This is a genomic window from Kribbella sp. NPDC059898 (assembly GCF_042730855.1).
In the GTDB taxonomy this organism is placed as follows: domain Bacteria; phylum Actinomycetota; class Actinomycetes; order Propionibacteriales; family Kribbellaceae; genus Kribbella.
Genome location: NZ_JBHWKR010000001.1, coordinates 548,646 through 565,695 on the forward strand (window position 1 = coordinate 548,646; position 17,050 = coordinate 565,695).

At 70.1% G+C, this 17,050-nt stretch carries 19 protein-coding genes; 12 read left to right on the forward strand and 7 right to left on the reverse strand.

The window, feature by feature from the left end:
* The first annotated feature begins 355 nt into the window (after positions 1-355).
* Positions 356-1,039 (forward strand): class I SAM-dependent methyltransferase, encoded by a 684-nt coding sequence (locus ACFV9C_RS02720; protein ID WP_380190311.1) that lies wholly within the window; start codon positions 356-358, stop codon positions 1,037-1,039.
* An 87-nt stretch (positions 1,040-1,126) separates the two neighbouring features.
* Here the strand turns inward: ACFV9C_RS02720 and ACFV9C_RS02725 are convergent, their stop codons facing one another.
* Entirely contained in the window at positions 1,127-1,693 is a 567-nt protein-coding gene (locus ACFV9C_RS02725) for a methylated-DNA--[protein]-cysteine S-methyltransferase (protein ID WP_380190313.1), read from the reverse strand.
* Positions 1,686-2,168, reverse strand: a complete 483-nt coding sequence (locus tag ACFV9C_RS02730; protein ID WP_380190315.1) for an RNA polymerase sigma factor — start codon at positions 2,166-2,168, stop codon at positions 1,686-1,688. The genes ACFV9C_RS02725 and ACFV9C_RS02730 overlap by 8 nt, the downstream gene beginning before the upstream one ends.
* Before the next feature lie 93 nt (positions 2,169-2,261).
* Here ACFV9C_RS02730 and ACFV9C_RS02735 point away from each other — a divergent pair, with 93 nt between their 5' ends.
* The 6 genes from ACFV9C_RS02735 (at position 2,262) to ACFV9C_RS02760 (ending at position 6,829) form a co-directional block, all read left to right on the forward strand.
* Positions 2,262-2,333, forward strand: a complete 72-nt coding sequence (locus tag ACFV9C_RS02735) for a putative leader peptide (RefSeq protein WP_350281628.1) — start codon at positions 2,262-2,264, stop codon at positions 2,331-2,333.
* A gap of 61 nt (positions 2,334-2,394) precedes the next feature.
* Complete coding sequence (locus ACFV9C_RS02740; RefSeq protein WP_380190317.1) at positions 2,395-2,940, forward strand: flavin reductase family protein; 546 nt, start codon at positions 2,395-2,397, stop codon at positions 2,938-2,940.
* Positions 2,930-3,973 carry an ABC transporter substrate-binding protein gene (locus tag ACFV9C_RS02745; RefSeq protein ID WP_380190319.1) on the forward strand — a complete coding sequence of 348 codons (1,044 nt, stop codon included), beginning with the start codon at positions 2,930-2,932 and terminating at the stop codon, positions 3,971-3,973. The genes ACFV9C_RS02740 and ACFV9C_RS02745 overlap by 11 nt, the downstream gene beginning before the upstream one ends.
* Positions 3,970-4,806, forward strand: coding sequence for an ABC transporter permease (locus tag ACFV9C_RS02750; RefSeq protein ID WP_380190322.1), 837 nt, complete (start codon positions 3,970-3,972; stop codon positions 4,804-4,806). Before ACFV9C_RS02745 ends, ACFV9C_RS02750 begins: the two co-directional genes overlap by 4 nt.
* Entirely contained in the window at positions 4,782-5,495 is a 714-nt protein-coding gene (locus tag ACFV9C_RS02755; protein ID WP_380190324.1) for an ABC transporter ATP-binding protein, read from the forward strand. Before ACFV9C_RS02750 ends, ACFV9C_RS02755 begins: the two co-directional genes overlap by 25 nt.
* The gene (locus tag ACFV9C_RS02760) at positions 5,492-6,829 is read left to right on the forward strand and encodes an LLM class flavin-dependent oxidoreductase (RefSeq protein WP_380190326.1); all 1,338 of its coding nucleotides are present in this window, start codon (positions 5,492-5,494) and stop codon (positions 6,827-6,829) included. The genes ACFV9C_RS02755 and ACFV9C_RS02760 overlap by 4 nt, the downstream gene beginning before the upstream one ends.
* A 112-nt stretch (positions 6,830-6,941) precedes the next feature.
* Here the strand turns inward: ACFV9C_RS02760 and ACFV9C_RS02765 are convergent, their stop codons facing one another.
* A complete protein-coding gene (locus tag ACFV9C_RS02765) occupies positions 6,942-7,931 on the reverse strand; it encodes a zinc-binding alcohol dehydrogenase family protein (protein ID WP_380190329.1) in 990 nt (329 codons plus the stop codon).
* Positions 7,932-7,948: 17 nt separating this feature from the next.
* Here ACFV9C_RS02765 and ACFV9C_RS02770 point away from each other — a divergent pair, with 17 nt between their 5' ends.
* From ACFV9C_RS02770 to ACFV9C_RS02780, 3 genes are all read left to right on the forward strand, one after another.
* Positions 7,949-8,725, forward strand: coding sequence for a glycerophosphodiester phosphodiesterase (locus tag ACFV9C_RS02770; RefSeq protein ID WP_380190331.1), 777 nt, complete (start codon positions 7,949-7,951; stop codon positions 8,723-8,725).
* Positions 8,726-8,966: 241 nt separating this feature from the next.
* Positions 8,967-9,383, forward strand: coding sequence for an ATP-binding protein (locus tag ACFV9C_RS02775; protein ID WP_380190333.1), 417 nt, complete (start codon positions 8,967-8,969; stop codon positions 9,381-9,383).
* Positions 9,384-9,434: 51 nt separating this feature from the next.
* Positions 9,435-10,406, forward strand: a complete 972-nt coding sequence (locus tag ACFV9C_RS02780; protein ID WP_380190335.1) for a DUF5926 family protein — start codon at positions 9,435-9,437, stop codon at positions 10,404-10,406.
* A gap of 218 nt (positions 10,407-10,624) precedes the next feature.
* Here the strand turns inward: ACFV9C_RS02780 and ACFV9C_RS02785 are convergent, their stop codons facing one another.
* Together ACFV9C_RS02785 and ACFV9C_RS02790 are read right to left on the reverse strand one after the other, a co-directional pair.
* The gene (locus ACFV9C_RS02785; RefSeq protein ID WP_380190336.1) at positions 10,625-11,824 is read right to left on the reverse strand and encodes an arginine deiminase; all 1,200 of its coding nucleotides are present in this window, start codon (positions 11,822-11,824) and stop codon (positions 10,625-10,627) included.
* 44 nt (positions 11,825-11,868) lie between these two features.
* Positions 11,869-12,459: a dihydrofolate reductase family protein gene (locus ACFV9C_RS02790; protein ID WP_380190338.1), complete on the reverse strand. Its 591-nt coding sequence runs from the start codon at positions 12,457-12,459 to the stop codon at positions 11,869-11,871.
* A 172-nt stretch (positions 12,460-12,631) separates the two neighbouring features.
* Here ACFV9C_RS02790 and ACFV9C_RS02795 point away from each other — a divergent pair, with 172 nt between their 5' ends.
* Together ACFV9C_RS02795 and ACFV9C_RS02800 are read left to right on the forward strand one after the other, a co-directional pair.
* A complete protein-coding gene (locus ACFV9C_RS02795) occupies positions 12,632-13,432 on the forward strand; it encodes a glycosyltransferase family 2 protein (protein ID WP_380190339.1) in 801 nt (266 codons plus the stop codon).
* Complete coding sequence (locus ACFV9C_RS02800) at positions 13,429-14,967, forward strand: DUF2029 domain-containing protein (RefSeq protein ID WP_380190340.1); 1,539 nt, start codon at positions 13,429-13,431, stop codon at positions 14,965-14,967. The genes ACFV9C_RS02795 and ACFV9C_RS02800 overlap by 4 nt, the downstream gene beginning before the upstream one ends.
* Here ACFV9C_RS02800 and larC read toward each other — a convergent pair.
* Complete coding sequence (larC, locus tag ACFV9C_RS02805; protein WP_380190341.1) at positions 14,964-16,244, reverse strand: nickel pincer cofactor biosynthesis protein LarC; 1,281 nt, start codon at positions 16,242-16,244, stop codon at positions 14,964-14,966. The two genes, ACFV9C_RS02800 and larC, sit on opposite strands and share 4 nt — an antisense overlap.
* Complete coding sequence (gene larB / locus ACFV9C_RS02810) at positions 16,244-16,951, reverse strand: nickel pincer cofactor biosynthesis protein LarB (RefSeq protein WP_380190876.1); 708 nt, start codon at positions 16,949-16,951, stop codon at positions 16,244-16,246. The genes larC and larB overlap by 1 nt, the downstream gene beginning before the upstream one ends.
* Between the last annotated feature and the right edge of the window lie 99 nt (positions 16,952-17,050).

The following is a 17,050-nucleotide window of genomic DNA, read 5'->3' on the forward strand; positions in this document are numbered from 1 at the left end:
TCGGCTCCTCCCCGCACCAAGTGTGCGCGCCGAGCCGAAGGTTCGACATTACGTGGCGAGAAACATCTGACCTGAACGCGTCCCCCAAGTACGCCGTCCGCCGCGGCCTGCGTCCGGCGTGCGTGGTCGTCAAGGTGGTTCGGCTGGCCGCTCGTGAGGTGAGTGGTCGAGCTGTGCGGCGGGTGCCGCCGGGTTTGCGCGGCCGCCCGTAGTACGGAGGCTGAGCCCGGGGTGGGTGGGAGCGGGGCGTAGCGCGGCGACGGAGGAGCCGGGCGGAGCACCGCGGGCCGTAGAACCTTCGTCTTACTGATGGGCGCTGGACAACTGACCCGGGCGGAACGGGATACTGGCGCTCATGCTGAACTCCGCACTGCGTAGCCGGGCCGAGTACGCGGAACTAGGGGCCGATGGGTTGGCCGCGCGTACGTCGCCTGAGCGGGACGCGGTGATCGTCAAGGCGGTCGAGGAGCTGCTGGTCGGGCGGGAGACCGTGCTGGACCTGTGTTGTGGGTACGGGCGGATCTCGCTGCCGCTGCGACGCGCCGGGAAGGTGGTTCGCGCGCTGGACATCTCGCCGAACCTGCTCGAGGCCGGGCGGGCGCAGGCTGCCGAGGAGGAGCTCGCGATCGACTGGGCGATCGGGTCGATGACGGACCTGCCGTACAGGTGGGACTCGTTCGACGCGGTGATCTGCTTGTGGACGGCGTTCCATGAGCTGTTCGCCGAGGATGAGCAGATCTCCACGATCTGCGAGATCTCCCGGGTGCTGAAGCCGGGCGGGATCGCGATCATCGAGGGGCCGGTGTGGGGGCCGGCGACCGCGGGTGAGATCGCCAACGGGATGCGCCAGGGGCCGGAGCACCGGATCGTCACCACCGAGCACGACGACAACCGCAGCAGCGTGCACTTCATCCACGACGAGATCAGCTACGGCCGGCTGTGCGCGGCCGCCGGGATCGACGACTACAAGGTCTACAAGCGCGACTGGGGCGGCCGGCGCCGGCTGATCCTCGAGATCCACGCCCCCGCAGCTAGCTGACGTGTAAAGAAGCAGATCCCCACTCCACACTGGGGATCTGCTCCTTGTCGGTCGAGTCTAGATCCATTCCGGACGACTCCGGAAATGTCAGCTTTTTGCTTCCAGGTTCAGCAAGAAGCGTTTCGCGTCCAGCCCGCCCGCGTATCCGGTGAGCGCGCCGTTCGCGCCGATCACTCGGTGGCACGGCAGTACGACGCACACCGGGTTCGCGCCCAGCGCCGTACCGACCGCGCGGGCCGCCTTCGGCTTGTCGATGCCGACGGCAACGGCACCGTACGTCGTGGTCCGCCCGTAGCTGGTGTGCTCGGGCAGGTCCTCGAGCACGAGCCGCTGGAACGGCGACGCGAGCACCAGGTCCACGTCCAGCTCGAACGCGTGCCGCCGCCCGTCCAGGTACTCGTCGAGCTGCCGCCGTACGTCGTCCAGCGGCCGCGGCTGGCGCAGTACCCGCGGGGACACCGCGCGGGCGAGCCGGGCGGTCATCGTCTCCTCGTCGCCGAACGAGCTCGCGACGACCTTGCCGTGCGCGACCGCGAGCAGCATCGTCCCGATCGGCGTGTCGTGCAGGGTGTAGGCGACGTCGGCGTCGGCGAACGTGGGCGGTTTCAGGTCAGGGGTGGTCAGCCGGGTCAGCCGACTCTCGAGATCAGTCATCGTGTACTCCGAGTTTCGTGCGCAAGGTCGCCAGCGCGTCGCTGACCAGTCGGCGCGACGCGGCGGGCGTGGTGTCCAGAGCGGCGGCCACACCGTGGTGGTCCAGGTCGCCGACGTACTTCAGCGTGATCGCGAAGCGTTGCCGCTCCGGCAGTTCGTTCACCGCCCGCCAGAGGTCCGGGTCCGGCCAGGCGGCGGCCTCCGGGCCGTCGACCGCGACCGGTGGCGCCTCCTCCAGTGGGCGCTGCGGTTTCCGCGCCCGGTGGACGTCGGTCGCGCACCGGGCGGTGATGGTGAGCAGCCAGCCGCGCAGGTTCTTCGCCGACTTCAGCGCCGGGTACGCTGCGTACGCCTTCTCCCAGGCGCGCTGCGCGACGTCGTCGCCGTCCTGCCCGGCCATCGCCCGCGCCAGCCGGGCGACGTCCCGCCAGTGCTCGTCGACCAACGCCTGGAACGGTGGAAGCCCCGTAGTCATCACGTAAGTAGAACGCACACCGGCTCCGGCGTGTGAGTCCGGATCACGAGATTGTCTAGTTAGCCGATAGACAATGGTGCGAAGATAGCTGACATGACGACGACACACCTCACCCGCCGTCGCGTCATCGATCTGCTGCGGACGGCGAGCGCCACCTGTCGGTGACGCGCTTCCCCATCTTCTCCGGCGAACTCTCGCCTCGCACTTTCCTTCCCAAGGGAGAGACATGTCCGTTCCCGCCTTGCACCGTCCTGCCCTGTCCGTGGTCCCCGACCGTTCCGAGGAGCGGATCGTGGACGCCGACGTCTACAAGTCCGTGTTCCGTCGCCACGCCGCCGGCGTCGTGGTGATCACCGCGGACGCCGGCCACGGCCCGGTCGGCTTCACCGCGACCTCGCTGGTGTCGGTGAGCCTGCTGCCGCCGCTGGTCTCGTTCGCGATCGCCACCAGTGCCTCCAGCTGGCCGACCGTGAGTACGGCGACCAGCCTGGTGATCAACTTTCTGTCCGCCGACCAGCACGCGATCGCGGGCCGGTTCGCGACCAGCGGGATCGACCGGTTCGCCGAACCGACCCGCTGGTCCAGGCTGGCCACCGGCGAACCCGCCCTCGACGACGCCCCGAGCTTCCTGCGCGCGCAGGTCGAGCACCGTTTCGCGGTCGGCGACCACTACCTGGTCGTCGCCCGCCTCGCCACCCACACCGAACGCCGTGAGCACGAGCCGCTGCTCTACCACGACGGCGCCTACGCGAAAGCCCACCATGTCCAGTAAACGTCTCCTGTCCGTCCTCGCCCTCCTCGCCGTCGCGGTCACCGGCTGCGGCGCCAAGGCCGACGACGGTGCCGGCAAGCTCTCGCTCGACGCCGCGCTCCCGACCACGGTCCCCGACGGCGCCAAGATCGTCGTCGGCGATCCCGCGACCGAGGTCGCGCTGAAGCTCTCGGGCCAGTACGACAAGGTCTCGAAGTACGTACAGTTCGCGAACCTGAGCGGCGGCCCGCAGACCACCGAGGCGTTCCGGGCGCACGCACTCGACCTCGGCTCGGTCGCCGAGATCCCGGCGATCAACGCGACCTGGACCGGTCTGAAGGTGAAGATCGTCGCCTCCAAGTTCCGCCAGGACCCGATCGCGCACCCGATCTACAAGCTCGGCATCGCACCCGGGGTGTCGGTGAAGACGCTCGGCGACCTGCGCGGCAAGAAGATCGCCTACAGCCCCGGTCAGGCGCAGGGCGCGCTGATCCTCAAGGTGCTGAAGAAGGCAGGGCTGACCAAGGAGGACGTGAAGCTGGTCGAGATCCCGAGCACCGGTGATGTCTACGTGCAGGCCCTTGCGGGCAAGCAGGTCGACGTCGCTCCGATCGGCGGCGTCCAGATCAAGCGGTACCTGGCCAAGTACGGGAAGGACGGCGCGACCACGATCGACCACGGTCTGCGCGACGACGCCGGCCACCTGTACGGGCCGGTCGAGTCGCTCGAGGATCCCGGGAAGGCGGCGGCGATCCGTGCGTACGTCGCGGCCTGGGGGGTCGCGCAGGACTGGATCGACAAGCACCCCAAGGAATGGATCGAGGGGTACTACGTGAAGGACCAGGGCCTCAGCGAGGCCGACGGGCAGTGGCTGGTCGACAACGCCGGGCACCCGGACATCCCGGCCGACTGGAGCGACGCCATCCAGCGTCAGCAGCAGACCATCGAGCTGCTCGCCAAGGAGACCGGCAACCCGGTGATCCAGGCGAAGGACCTGTACGACCTGCGGTTCCAGACCGTCGCCGCGGACGCGATCAAGGCAGGTGCCAAATGAGTGCGACCACGCTGCCCGGTCTCCGCACCCGGGCCGCGGCGAGTCCCGTCGTACGGCGTCGCCGGCTCGGGCCGGGGAAGCCGATCAGGTTCGGTGCCGCGATCGGACCGGTACTCCTGCTGGTGATCTGGAGCGTCGGCTCGGCCGCTGGTTGGATCGACCAACGGATCCTGTCCGCGCCCTGGACGGTGGTCAGCACGGCCGCCGAGTTGATCGCGGACGGCCGGCTGCAGTCGAACCTGTGGACGTCCGCCCAGCGGGCCCTGATCGGACTCGCGCTCGGTATCGTCGCGGGCGTCGTACTCGCGCTGATCTCCGGCCTGTCCCGGATCGGCGAGGCGGTGCTCGACGGCCCGATCCAGATCAAGCGGGCGATCCCGTCACTGGCGTTGCTGCCTTTGCTGATCCTCTGGCTCGGGATCGGTGAGTCGATGAAGGTCGTCACCATCCTGCTCGGGGTGTTCGTGCCGATCTACATCCACACCCACAACGGCCTCCGCACGATCGACAGCCGGTACGTCGAACTCGCGCAGACCGTCGGGCTCTCGCACTGGGACTTCATCCGCCGCGTCGTCCTCCCGGGCGCGCTGCCCGGGTTCCTGCTCGGCCTGCGGTTCGCGGTCACCGGCGCGTGGCTGTCGCTGGTCGTCGTCGAGCAGATCAACTCCACCAGCGGCATCGGCTACATGATGGAGCTGGCCCGCACGTACGGGCAGACCGACATCATCATCGTCGGCCTGGTCGTGTACGGCGTCCTGGGCCTGCTCTCCGACGCGGTCGTCCGCCTGATCCAGAGGAGGGCGCTGTCATGGCGTCGAACGCTAGCCTCGTAAGAACGGTCCAGGTCCGCGACCTGGTCCGGCGGTACGACGACCGCGCTGTCCTCGACGGTGTGGACCTCGATATCGAACCGGGTGAGTTCGTCGCGCTGCTCGGTAAGAGCGGTTCCGGCAAGAGCACGTTGCTGCGGGCGCTCGCCGGACTGGACTTCGACGTCGACGGATCGGGTGACGTGGCGGTCCCGGAGAACGTCTCGGTGGTCTTCCAGGACTCCCGGTTGTTGCCATGGGCAAGGGTGCTCGAAAACGTGGTGCTCGGGCTGAACGGCGCGGGCGAGCGTGGCCGGAAGAGTCTGGAGGAGGTCGGGCTGGCCGGTCGCGAGCAGGCCTGGCCGAACGAGCTGTCCGGTGGTGAGCAGCAGCGGGTCGCACTGGCGCGGTCGCTGGTGCGTGAGCCCGAGCTGTTGCTCGCGGACGAGCCGTTCGGCGCGCTGGACGCGTTGACCCGGTTGAAGATGCACGCGCTGCTGCGGCAGTTGTGCGCCGCGCACCAACCCGCCGTACTGCTCGTGACGCACGACGTCGACGAGGCGATCGTGCTGGCCGACCGGGTGATCGTCCTCGACGCCGGCCGGATCGTCGCCACCGAAGTCATCGAACTGAGTGCGCCGCGGAGTGCGGCCGATCCAGGATTCGCCGCGGTGCGTTCGCGGCTTCTCGACGCCTTGGGAGTTTCGGTATGAGCAGGCAGTTGCACCTGAACGCGTTCCTGATGAGCACCGGGCACCACGAGGCGTCCTGGCGGCTCCCGGAGAGCGACCCGTTCGCGAACACCTCGGTCGAGCACTACCAGAAGCTCGCGCGGTTGGCCGAGCGCGGGCTGTTCGACTCGATCTTCTTCGCGGACTCGCCGGTGCTGTTCGGGAACGTCGGACGGCGGCCCGCCGGTTCGCTGGAGCCGACCGTACTGCTGACCGCGATCGCGGCCGTGACCTCGCGGATCGGGCTGATCGCGACCGCCTCCACGACGTACAACGAGCCGTACAACCTGGCCCGGCGGTTCGCCAGCGTCGACCATGTGAGCGGCGGGCGCGCGGGATGGAACGTCGTGACCACAGCCGGCCCGGAGGCGGCGCGGAACTTCAACCTCGCCGACCAGCCGGCGCATGCGGAGCGGTACGAGCGGGCGGCCGAGTTCCTCGAGGTCGCGTACCAGCTGTGGGACTCGTGGCAGGACGACGCGGCGATCGCGGACAAGGCCGAAGGTGTGTGGGCAGTCCAGGAGCGAGTGCAGCCCATCGATCACGTCGGTCGGCACTTCCAGGTACGGGGGCCGCTCAACGTGCCGCGGTCTCCCCAGGGGCATCCGCTGATCGTTCAAGCGGGTTCTTCCGAGGACGGGAAGGGCTTGGCGGCGCGGTACGCCGAGGCGGTGTTCACGGCGCAGCAGACGCTGGAGGATGCGCAGGACTTCTACCAGGACCTCAAGGCGCGGACGGCCGCGCTCGGACGGGATCCGTCGACGATCAAGATCCTGCCTGGGATCGTGCCGGTGATCGGGTCCACGGTCGAGGAAGCGGAACGGCTGGAGCATCAGCTGGACTCGCTGATCCGGCCCGAGTACGCGCGGCTGCAACTGGCGCGGACGCTCCGGGTGGCGCCGGAGGACCTGCCGCTCGACCAGCAGCTGCCCGCGGAGCTCCCGGACGAGGACGAGATCGAGGGCGCGAAGAGCCGGTACACGCTGATCGTCACGCTCGCCCGCCGGGAGAAGCTGACCGTCCGCGAGCTGATCGGCCGGCTCGGCGGCGGACGCGGGCACCGGACGTTCACGGGTACGCCGGACCAGGTCGCGGACGCGATCCAGCAGTGGTTCGAGGCGGGCGCCGCGGACGGGTTCAACGTGATGCCGCCGGTGCTCCCGTCCGGTCTGGAGACCTTCGTCGACGAGGTCATCCCGATCCTGCAGGCCCGCGGCCTCTTCCGCACGGAGTACACCGGCACCACCCTGCGCGACCACTACGGCCTCGCCCGCCCCGCCGGTCGTACGCCGTCGCTGCAGGAGGCAACCGCCTGAGCCGCTGGTGCTGGGCCCGTCAGGTGGCCGGCCCAGCACCAGCCCCGGATCTCCAGGCCATCACAATCGCCCCGCTACGCCGGGGCGCCCGCTCAGCAGACCGTTCGGGCGCTCATTGTGATGGCCTGGAGATCCGCACCACCAGCTTCCCGACCGCGGCGCCGTCCTGCATGATGCGGTGCGCCTCGCCGATCTCGTCCATCGTGAAAACGCGGTCGATGCGGATCGGCAGCGTGCCGGCCGCGACCAGGTCGACGTACCGCTGGAACGCTTCGGCGGGCAGGTCCGAGCTCTCGCCGCCGTACGCGGTCAGCCGGACGCCGTTCGGGAGGTAGTCCATCGGGTAGAAGTCGGGGATTGTCCAGGTGTCGCTGAGCATTCCGGTGAAACACACCGTGCCGTGCACTGCCGTCGCTTCGAGGGTGTCCGGGAGAACATTCGTGCCGACGAGTTCGAGGGCCGCGTGCACACCGCCCGGGAGAATGGCCCGGACCTTTTCCGCAACGTTGCCGTCGTCAACGATCGGATAATCGACCCCGAGCTCGCGGAGCACCCGCACGCGCTCCGGATTCCGGGTCGTGGACAACACAGTCAGCCCGTGTTCCTTCGCGAGTACGGCGGCCGCGACGCCAACGGACGACGTACCGCCGCGAACGAGCAGCGACTGCCCCGGCTCGATCGCCAGGCCGGTGTAGAGCGAGCCGTGGGCGGTCTGCAGCATCTCCGGCAGCGCACCGAGCGTCGCCCAGTCCAGGTCGGTCCGCACCGGGATCACCGACGCGGCCGGTACGACGGTGTACTCGGCGTACCCGCCGTCGTACGCGCGCCCCATCCCGCCCATCATCGCGACCACCTGCTGCCCCGGGGCGAACTCGCCGCCCGGCGCGAGATCGACCGTGCCGGCCGCCTCGATCCCGGGGATCACCGGGAACTTCGCGTGCGTCGCGAGCCCGGCGCGGAGGTGGTACTCCGACCGGTTCAGCCCGAACGCCTCGACCTTGATCCGCACCCACCCGGCGCGCGGCTCGGGCACCGGGACCCGCCGTACCCGCAGTTCCTCCGGCGTCACCGGACCGTCCAGCACGATCGCCCGCATGTCCATGTGACAGAGTTTCTCCCATGCGGAGCATCCCGCGCGTCGTCGCCCATCGCGGAGCCAGTGCGGTCGAGCCGGAGCACACGCTCGCGGCGTACCGGCGAGCCATCGAGTACGGCGCCGACGGCCTCGAGTGCGACGTCCGGCTGACCGCGGACGGGCACCTGGTGTGCATCCACGACCGGACCATCGAACGTACCTCGAACGGCACCGGGGTCGTCTCGAAGCTGAGCCTCGCCGAGCTGGAACGGTACGACTGGGGCTCCTGGAAGAACGGCGACCTCCAGCCCGTCCTCACCCTCGAGACGCTGCTCGCGACCGTCCGGGACGCCGGCCGACCGGTCGAGCTGGCGGTCGAGACCAAGCACCCGACCCGGTACGCCGGCCTCGTCGAACGCCGGCTGGTCGACGCGCTGGACCGCTTCGGCTGGGCCCGGCCGCGGCTCGGAACGGAGTCGCCGGTCCGGGTGATGAGCTTCTCCTGGCTCTCGCTCCGCCGGATGCGCTCCCTGGCCCCCGGCCTGCGCACCGTCCTGCTGATGGACAAGGTCCCGCTGCGCTTCCGCGACGGCACCCTCCCGGCCGGGGTCTCGTACGCCGGTCCGGGCCTGGCGATCGTCACCGCTGATCCGGAGTACGTCGACCGCGTGCACAAACACGGGCATCAGGTGCATGTCTGGACCGTGAATGCCGAGAACGACGTCCGGCACTGCCGCGACATCGGCGTCGACGCGGTGATCAGCGACCGCCCGGACATGGCCTTGCGGGTCCTGGGGGAAGATGTAGGACGTCGTAGCTGACCTGCGGGTTTGTGACACGCCGGGACGAAATTGTGTGGTTTGCGTCACGCCGGTGTGGATACGTAGCGGGGTGAATGCGGCGGGTTATTGCAACGTTCAATTCCGTCGATTTCGTTACGGTTTCCGGGTGTTTAGGCGGGGCGTCGCAGAGGCTGTGTAACGGAATAATTGCAGGTGTTTTCGGGGCCGAGTTCGTGGGCAGAACTCCCAGTGGCTGTACCGATCATCGAGGAGACCCTGCTTGTCCTCTGCGACTCTGCCCGCCGACGTCAGCGTCGTGGACGTCGTACTGCCGCACGAAGTGTCCGCGGTAGCGGACGCCCGGCGCCGTCTGGGCGCCTACCTGAAGCGCTACCGGGTGGCCCGGGCCGCCTCCGACGACGCGCAGCTCGTGCTGTCCGAGCTGCTCTCGAACGCGATCCGGTACGCCCCGCCACTGCCCACCGGCGACGTCCGCGCCGCCTGGTGGATCGACAAGGCCGGTATCCACGTGGAGGTCACCGACGGCCGCGGTGACACCGAGCCGCGGCGCGTCACCGACCCGCACCCCGAGTCCGTCGGCGGCCGCGGGCTGGCGATCGTCGACGTACTGACCACCGGCTGGGACGTCCGGACGGCCGCCACGCACCGCACCGTGCACGCCACGATCCCCAACTGAGCCCGCCGCCGGTTGGCTCTGCGGTGCCGAGGGCTGTAAGACTGCGGGGTTATGGGAAAGAAGTCGCGTCAGCGCGCGAAGAACACCACTCCGACCGTCACGCTCGACCCGGCCGACCTGGTCGACGTCGGCCCGCGGGAACCCTGCCCGTGCGGCTCGGGCAAGCGGTTCAAGCAGTGCCACGGCAAGGACCGCGCCCAGGCGGCGGACGCCTTCGTGGTCCGGCCGTTCGAGGGGCTGCCGTCGGAGTGTGACCTGATCGCGTTCCGCGAGATCGTCCCGTCCGGCAGCGTCCAGGTCGAGCTGGCCGGCGACAACGCCGGCAAGACCGTCAACCTGGTGACCCTGCTCCCGATGGCGATGCCGGGCCTGGTCCGCGACGACGAGACGATCTGGATCGGCCTTCAGACGCACGCGTCCTCGGGCGACCCGAGCCGCGACCTCGGGCACGCGATCACCGCCGCGCTGCACACCGAGCCCGGCAACCCGATCCAGCTCGGCGACCTGATGAAGGACGGCCCGCGGCTGCAGGACCTGATCGACACCGGCAAGCCGCTGGACATCAAGGTCCACGAGGGCTTCGACTTCTGGGTCGGCGAGAACGTCGAGGACCCGACCGGCGAGGTGGCCGCCGGCCTGGAGCGGGCGAACGCGGCCGCGGCTCCGACCGTCCGGCTCGAGTCGGTCGACGCGGCGTACTGGACCCAGATCGGCGACCGCATCTACCTGCGCTGGGTCATGCCGCACACGGAGGACACCCTCCTCGACGCGCTGGCCCGCCTGCACGCCGCCGGCTCGTCCGCCCTGGTCGACGGGAGCCGCCTGATCGGCTCGTTCCGCGCCCTCGGCGTACTGGCCCCGGTCTGGGAGCTGCCTGCGGGGACCGAGGCCGCCGACGTGGAGAAGCCCGCCGCGGACTTCGCCACCGCCCTGGAGAAGGCGCTGGCGACCGAGGCGCCGCTGACCACCGAGGAGCGGGCTGCCAAGGCGGGCCTGGCCAGCCGCCAGCTCACCATCCGCTGACGCGAGAACGCCCCCTCAGCCGCGGCTGAGGGGGCGTTTCCGCTGACTTACAGTGGTCTAGGCCATGATCGTTCAAATTGGCCCAGAAACGTGGACGGCCCAGGTCCTGCTGACGGGGGAGCAACAGGGCCTGGGCCTAGGCATGAAGATTACCCAGGAAGACCCTCCGCCACAACCCCCGATTTCACTCCGCGTGTCGCAGGCCTCACGGGCGTGCGTCAGGAGGTCAGCGGAGCCCGCAGTACCGGGCAGGACATGCAGCGCGGGCCGCCGCGTCCGGAGCCCAGTTCGGAGCCGGAGATCCGGACGACCTCGATACCGGACTCCTCGAGGCGGGCGTTGGTCTCGACGGTGCGCTCGTACGCGATGCACACCCGGGGGGCGACCGCGAGGGTGTTGTTCCCGTCGTCCCACTGCTCGCGTTCGGCGGTGACCGGGTCCAGGCCGGTGTCGATCCGGCGGAGCGTGTCGATGCCGAGCGCCTTCGCGGCCGCGACCAGGAACGGCTCAGGCGCCGCGATGTGCAGCTCCTCGCCGTCGGCGGTGACCGCCAGTGCGCGCATCTCCTCCGCCATGTTCGGGTACATCAGCACCGCGTCGGTGTCGACCATCGTGCACACCGTGTCGAGGTGCATCGTCGCCCGCTGCTGCGCGATCGGTACGGCGAGCACCGTGTGCGCCAGGCCCTTCGCGAACACCCGCCGGGCCAGCCGCTCCACCCCGGCCGGTGTGGTCCGCTCCCCGACCCCGACGGCGAGTACGCCGGGACCGAGCGCGAGCACGTCGCCGCCCTCGACATGCTCCAACTGGTGGTCGTACACCTTGTCCGCGCCCGCGAACCGCGGGTGGAACGTGTAGATCAGCTCGGTCAGCTGCGTCTCGCGCATCCGGGCCGGCATCGCCAGCGAGGTGACCGCGACCGAGTCCCGGATCCAGACGCTGGAGTCGCGGGTGAACAGCAGGTTCGGCAGCGGATCGATGAGGAAGTCCTCGTGCGCCAGCAGCGACGTCACGAGTCCGCCCGAGTGCACCTCGTCGTTCCGTACGCCGGCCATCAGCGCCTCGGCCAACGCTGCCGGGTCGAGGTCGCCGAGGGAGGCCTGCAGGTAGTCGCGCAGGGTGTCGCCGAGCCGCAGGTCCTCCGTCGCGCCCGCGACCGCCTGCGCGCGGGCCTCCGGGTGGTTGAGGGACTCGGTGAGCAGCTCGCCGAGGTACAGCACCTCGACGTCGCGGTCGCGGAGGGCCTGGGCGAAGGCGTCGTGCTCGTCCTGCGCCCGGCCGACCCACGGGATGCCGTCGAACAGCAGCTTGTCGTTGTTCCGCGGGGTGAGCCGCCGGAGCTCGTTGCCGGGCCGGTGCAGCATCACCGTTCGCAGCCGGCCGACCTCACTGTCGACGCCGTACGTACTCACAGCCATCTGTCCACCCTACTCCCGACAATGTGTCTGATTGTCCGACAATATCAGTCGCGGATCCGGTCGTAGAACAGGCAGAGGGCGCCGGACTCGGTGGGGGTGCTGGCGGTGAGCTTCCAGGACGTGGCCGGCAGGCCGTCCTCGAACAGACGGGCGCCGCCGCCGACCAGCTCGGGGTCGAGGCTGATGCTGAGGCGGTCGATCTCGTCGGCCGCGAGCAGGGCGCGGATCACGCTGGAGCTGGCCAGCACGATGATGTCGCCGCCGTCCTGGGTGCGGAGTTCCTTCACCACGTCCGCGGGCTCGCCGTCGGCGATCCGGGAGTTCTGCCACGACGCCTCGGTCAGGGTCGAGGAGAAGACGACCTTCTCGGTCTCGTTCAGCCAGCGGGAGAACGTCCGGTCCTGCGGTGCGGCGTTCTCGTCGTCGGCGACCGACGGCCAGAAGCTGCCGAAGCCTTCGTAGTTCTTCCGGCCGAGCAGTGCGGTGGTGGCCGGGCCGGTGACGCGGAGCATGTGCTCCCGGGCGCCCTCGGTGATCGCGTGCGGAACGATCCAGCTCATGTCGTAGTCGCCGCCGGCGCCGTTGGTCCGGCCGTCGAGGGAGAGTGAGAAGTTCGCAACCACGGTGCGGGTCATGTCGGGTACCTCTTCCGGTTGGGTTCTGCTGATGCCTCACATCCTGCTGCCGGCGCCGCGGCGGAACATCTGCCAGCCGGCCGATATCGCCGATCGTTCGAAAGAACGAATATCCACAGGTGGCCGATACTGAGGAGATCGATCGCCTGCCGAGGAACTAGGCTGCGGTGCTGTGCCCGGTGATGCTGTGCCCAACGACAAGCCCGACGACAAGGAACCGTTCGAGCGCGCCGTCGCCTGCGTGATCCCGGCCAAGGACGAGGCCGACCGGATCGCGGCGACCGTCGACGCGGTGCACAAGATCATCGGCGTCGACCTGGTCGTGGTCGTCGACGACGGCTCCACGGACCGGACCGCCGAGGTGGCCGAGCAGGCCGGCGCGGTCGTCGTCCGGCACGAGCGCAACCGCGGGAAGGCCGCAGCGATGGAGACCGGCGCGGCGGCGGTCGCCGAGCGCGACGGGGCCCGCCCGCGGCACCTGCTGTTCCTGGACGCCGACCTGACCGACACCGCGACCGCGGCCGGGCCGTTGATCGAGCCGGTGCAGACGGGCCGCGCGGACATGACCATCGGGACGCTGCCGGCCCAGGTGCGCGCGGACGGGTCGAAGGCCGGCGGGCACGGCTTCGTCGTGCGGCTCGCGCGGTCCGGGATCGAGGAGGCCACCGGCTGGGCGCCGGAGCAGCCGTTGTCGGGGCAGCGGTGCCTGACCCGCGCCGCGTTCGACTCCGCCGTACCGCTGGCCGCCGGGTTCGGCGTGGAGACCGCGTTGACGATCGACCTGGGGCGGAAGGGCTTCCGGATCGTGGAGGTGCCGATCGAGGTCCGGCACCGCGCGACCGGGACCGATCTGCGCGGGCAGCTGCACCGCGCGAAGCAGTACCTGCACGTCCGGCGTGCGCTCGCCGCCCGCAGTGCGCTGCCCGCGGACGCTGGGGGGAGCAGCCGGTTCCGGTGGAAGTCCGCGCAATGAGCACCGATCTCGAGCTCGGGAACAAGTACGGCCGCCGGGCAGTCGCTCTCTACCTCGCGTGTACGGCGCTGATCGTCGCGGTCGGCCTGCTCGGACCGTCCGTCGTCGTCCTGACGCTGACCAACCGGCACCCGTGGCTCCCGTCGTACTGGTTCGACGCGAAGCCGAACGACTGGCTCGTGTCGGTGATGATCTACGTCGCGATCCTGCTCGGCGGGTACGGCGTCTTCCTTGCCACCAAGGCGTTACGGCACGGCTGGGCGCCGCGCGTCGACCGGTTGATTGCCTTGGGCATCGGTACGACGGCGGCCGTCACGCTGGTGCCCCCGATGGCGTCCGGCGACGTGCTGATCTACGCGGCGTACGGCCGGATCATGGCGCTCGGCGGCGACCCGTACACGGCCTCGCCGGCGGACACCATCCGGCTCGGGTACGACCCGGTGATCACCGCGACCGAACGGCCCTGGCAGGGCGCGCGCAGTGTGTACGGGCCGATCGCGACCTGGGTGCAATGGCTGTCCTCGCTGATCGGCGGCGACTCCGCGCAGCTCACGGTGTGGATGCTGCAGCTGTCGGTCGCGATCAGCCTGGTCGTCACCGGGCTGCTGCTGGTCAAGCTGGTCGGCAAGGACCTGCCGGCCAAGCGACGCGTGATCATGCTCAGCCTGGCGAACCCGCTGCTTCTGTGGGCGGTGCTGGCCGGCGCGCACAACGACTCGATCGCGGTGATGTTCGCGGTGATCGCGCTGGTGCTGTTCCGGCGGCACGTGTTCCTGGCCGGCCTGATGCTCGGCGTCGCGGGCTGCACGAAGCTGTCGATCGGCCTGGTCGGCATCGCGATGCTGTGGGCGCTGCGAGCCGACCGGCGCAAGTGCGTGTACTTCTGCGGCGGCGGCGCGATCGCGATGGGCGGGCTGTACGCGATCGTCGGCCTGCAGGCGTTCCAGCAGGCGCGGTCGCAGACGTCGTTCATCTCCACCGGCACGCCGCACAAGGTGCTGCTCAGCCTTCTCACGCTGTTCCTGCCCAACGGTCTGGTCAGGACGGTGATCGCGATCCTGGCGTGGGTCGGCCTGATCGTGGTCGCGATCCTGCTCTGCCAGGTGTTCCCGAAGTCGCTGGTGCCGCAAACACATCCGGACGACCCGACCCCGGCCGCGATCCGGTACACCGCGATCTACGCGATCGCCTGGTCGCTGACCGCGATGTACTCGCTGCCCTGGTACGACGTGATCGCCTGGGCCGCCCTGGCCGCGGTCGCCGCGTCGAAGGTCGACGGGTTGATGGTCGTCCGTACGACGATGCTCGCGATCGCGTACGTCCCCGGCCGGGACCCGCACGCGCGGCAGGTCGCCGCGAGCCTGTCGGACTCGCTGGAGTTCTTCAGCTCCCGCCTCCGCGACACCCTCTGCCCCGCGATCGAGCTGGCCGTCCTGATCGGCCTGATCGTCTGGGCCCGCCGCAACGGGGCCCAGTGGTGGCCGTACGAGTGGCCCCGTCGTAAACAGGTCGCGGAGAAGGCCGCCGCCGGCTAGTTCCAGAGCGCCTCGGCGGCGGCGATTGCGCGGGCGAGGACGTGTTTGACCGGTTGGTCCAGTTCGGCGGCGGCCGCGACCACGTCGTCGTACTCCGGTTGCACGTTGACGACCTGACCGTCGTACCGGGCGATCTTCACGCTGATGGCGTGGCCGTCGAGCTTGATCGTGCTGAACTCGCGCTCGGCGGCGTGCTTGCGGATCGGGTACTCGCGGAGCCCGATCGCGGAGGTCTCGGTGAGCACGACCCGTCGTACCGCGTCCGCGTTCGCGCTGGTGACGAGCACCGAGAGGGTGTGCGCGGGGCGGCCCTTCTTCATCAGGATCGGCGTCAACCACGCATCCGCGGCCCCCGCAGCCAGCAACTTCGCCAGCACCTGCGGCCAGAGCCGCGGATCGAGGTCGTCGACATTCGTCTCGTACACGAGCTCGGTCGCCGGGCGGTCAGTTGAGTCGCCGAGGATCACGCGCAGGATGTTCGGCACCTCGACCGGGTCGCGTCCGCCCGCGCCGACGCCCGTCGTGGTGACGCGCATCGGCGGCATCGCGCCGTACTCGTCGGCCAGCGTGGCGAGCAGCGCCGCACCCGTCGGGGTGGTCATCTCGTACGGCGCGGTCCCGCCGAGAACCGGCGCACCCGCCTCGGACACCAGATGCAGCACCGCCGGCCCAGGGATCGGAACACCCCCGTGCTGCCCACGCACCTGCTTCCCACTCCCGAGCGCGATCGGCGACACCACCACCCGCTCCACCCCAAGACTCACCGCCGCCGCGGCCACCCCCACGATGTCCGCGATCGCATCCAACGCCCCGACCTCGTGAAAGTGCACCGTCTCCGGCTCCACCCCATGCGCGGCCCCCTCAGCCCGAGCCAACCGCGAGAACGTCTCAAGCGCCCGCTCCCGCACCCCCCCATCAAGCGCCGCCCTCTCAAGCAACCGCCGCACCTCAGCCCAAGCCCGAGTAGGCCCAGAGTGCGTGTGTTGCCCCTCGGAACCACCGCCATGCCCGTGGCCGTGCCCATGTCCGTGACCATGACCATGACCATGACCTGCGTCCGGGAGGTTTTCCGGGTGGGGTGTGCCGTTCACCTCGACGGTTGCCTTGGTGGCGGCTATCTGGTGGCGGGACGTGGTGGCCACCGTCACCGACAACGACGGGTCGACGGCGGCGACAGCCGCGTTCACGTACTCCAGGTCGGCCCCCGCCGAGAGCAGCGCGCCGAGAAGCATGTCGCCGGACGCACCGGCGGAGCAGTCGAGCCAGGCTGTGCGCATCAGGCGTCCTTCGTCTCGCGCGGGCCGGACTGCCGGGCGACCCGGGCCGCGAACACCCCGGCCCCGAACCCGTTGTCGATGTTCACGACCGTCACCCCGGGCGCACACGAGTTCAGCATCCCGAGCAGCGCCGCCAGCCCACCGAACGAGGCGCCGTACCCGACAGAAGTCGGCACAGCCACCAGCGGTACGCCGACCAGCCCGCCGACGACGCTCGGCAGCGCCCCCTCCATCCCGGCGACCACGATCAGGCAGTCCGCGTTCGCGAGCCGCTCGCGGACCCCGAGGATCCGGTGCAGCCCGGCCACGCCGACATCCGTGATCACGTCCACCCCGGCCCCGAACACCCGGGCCGTCGTCGCCGCCTCGGCCGCGACCGGCGCGTCCGACGTACCGGCCGCCACCACCGCCACCGTCCCGGACTGCCGCGGCGGCTCGCCGAGGACCGCCGTACGACCGACCGGGTCGATCACCGCCTCCGGCAGTGCGGCCGCCACCGCCTCCTGCGCCTCGTCCGTCAACCGGGTCGCGAGTACGGCGTGTCCCGGGTGGGTGGCGTGCAGGGTGCGGAGCAGTTCCACGACCTGAGACGGCGTCTTGCCCGCGCCGTACACCACCTCGGCGTCGCCGGTACGCTCGAGCCGGTCGGTGTCGAGCCGGGCGTACCCGAGGTCGTGAACGCCCGGTTGTGGGCCCTGATCAGGCATATGTGTCACGCCGCGAATCTACGTTGCCGCGGCCCGAGGTGCCGCATCCGTCCCGGCCCCGCACGCTGTGCGATCACCTGAATACTCAGGCAGAGCAGG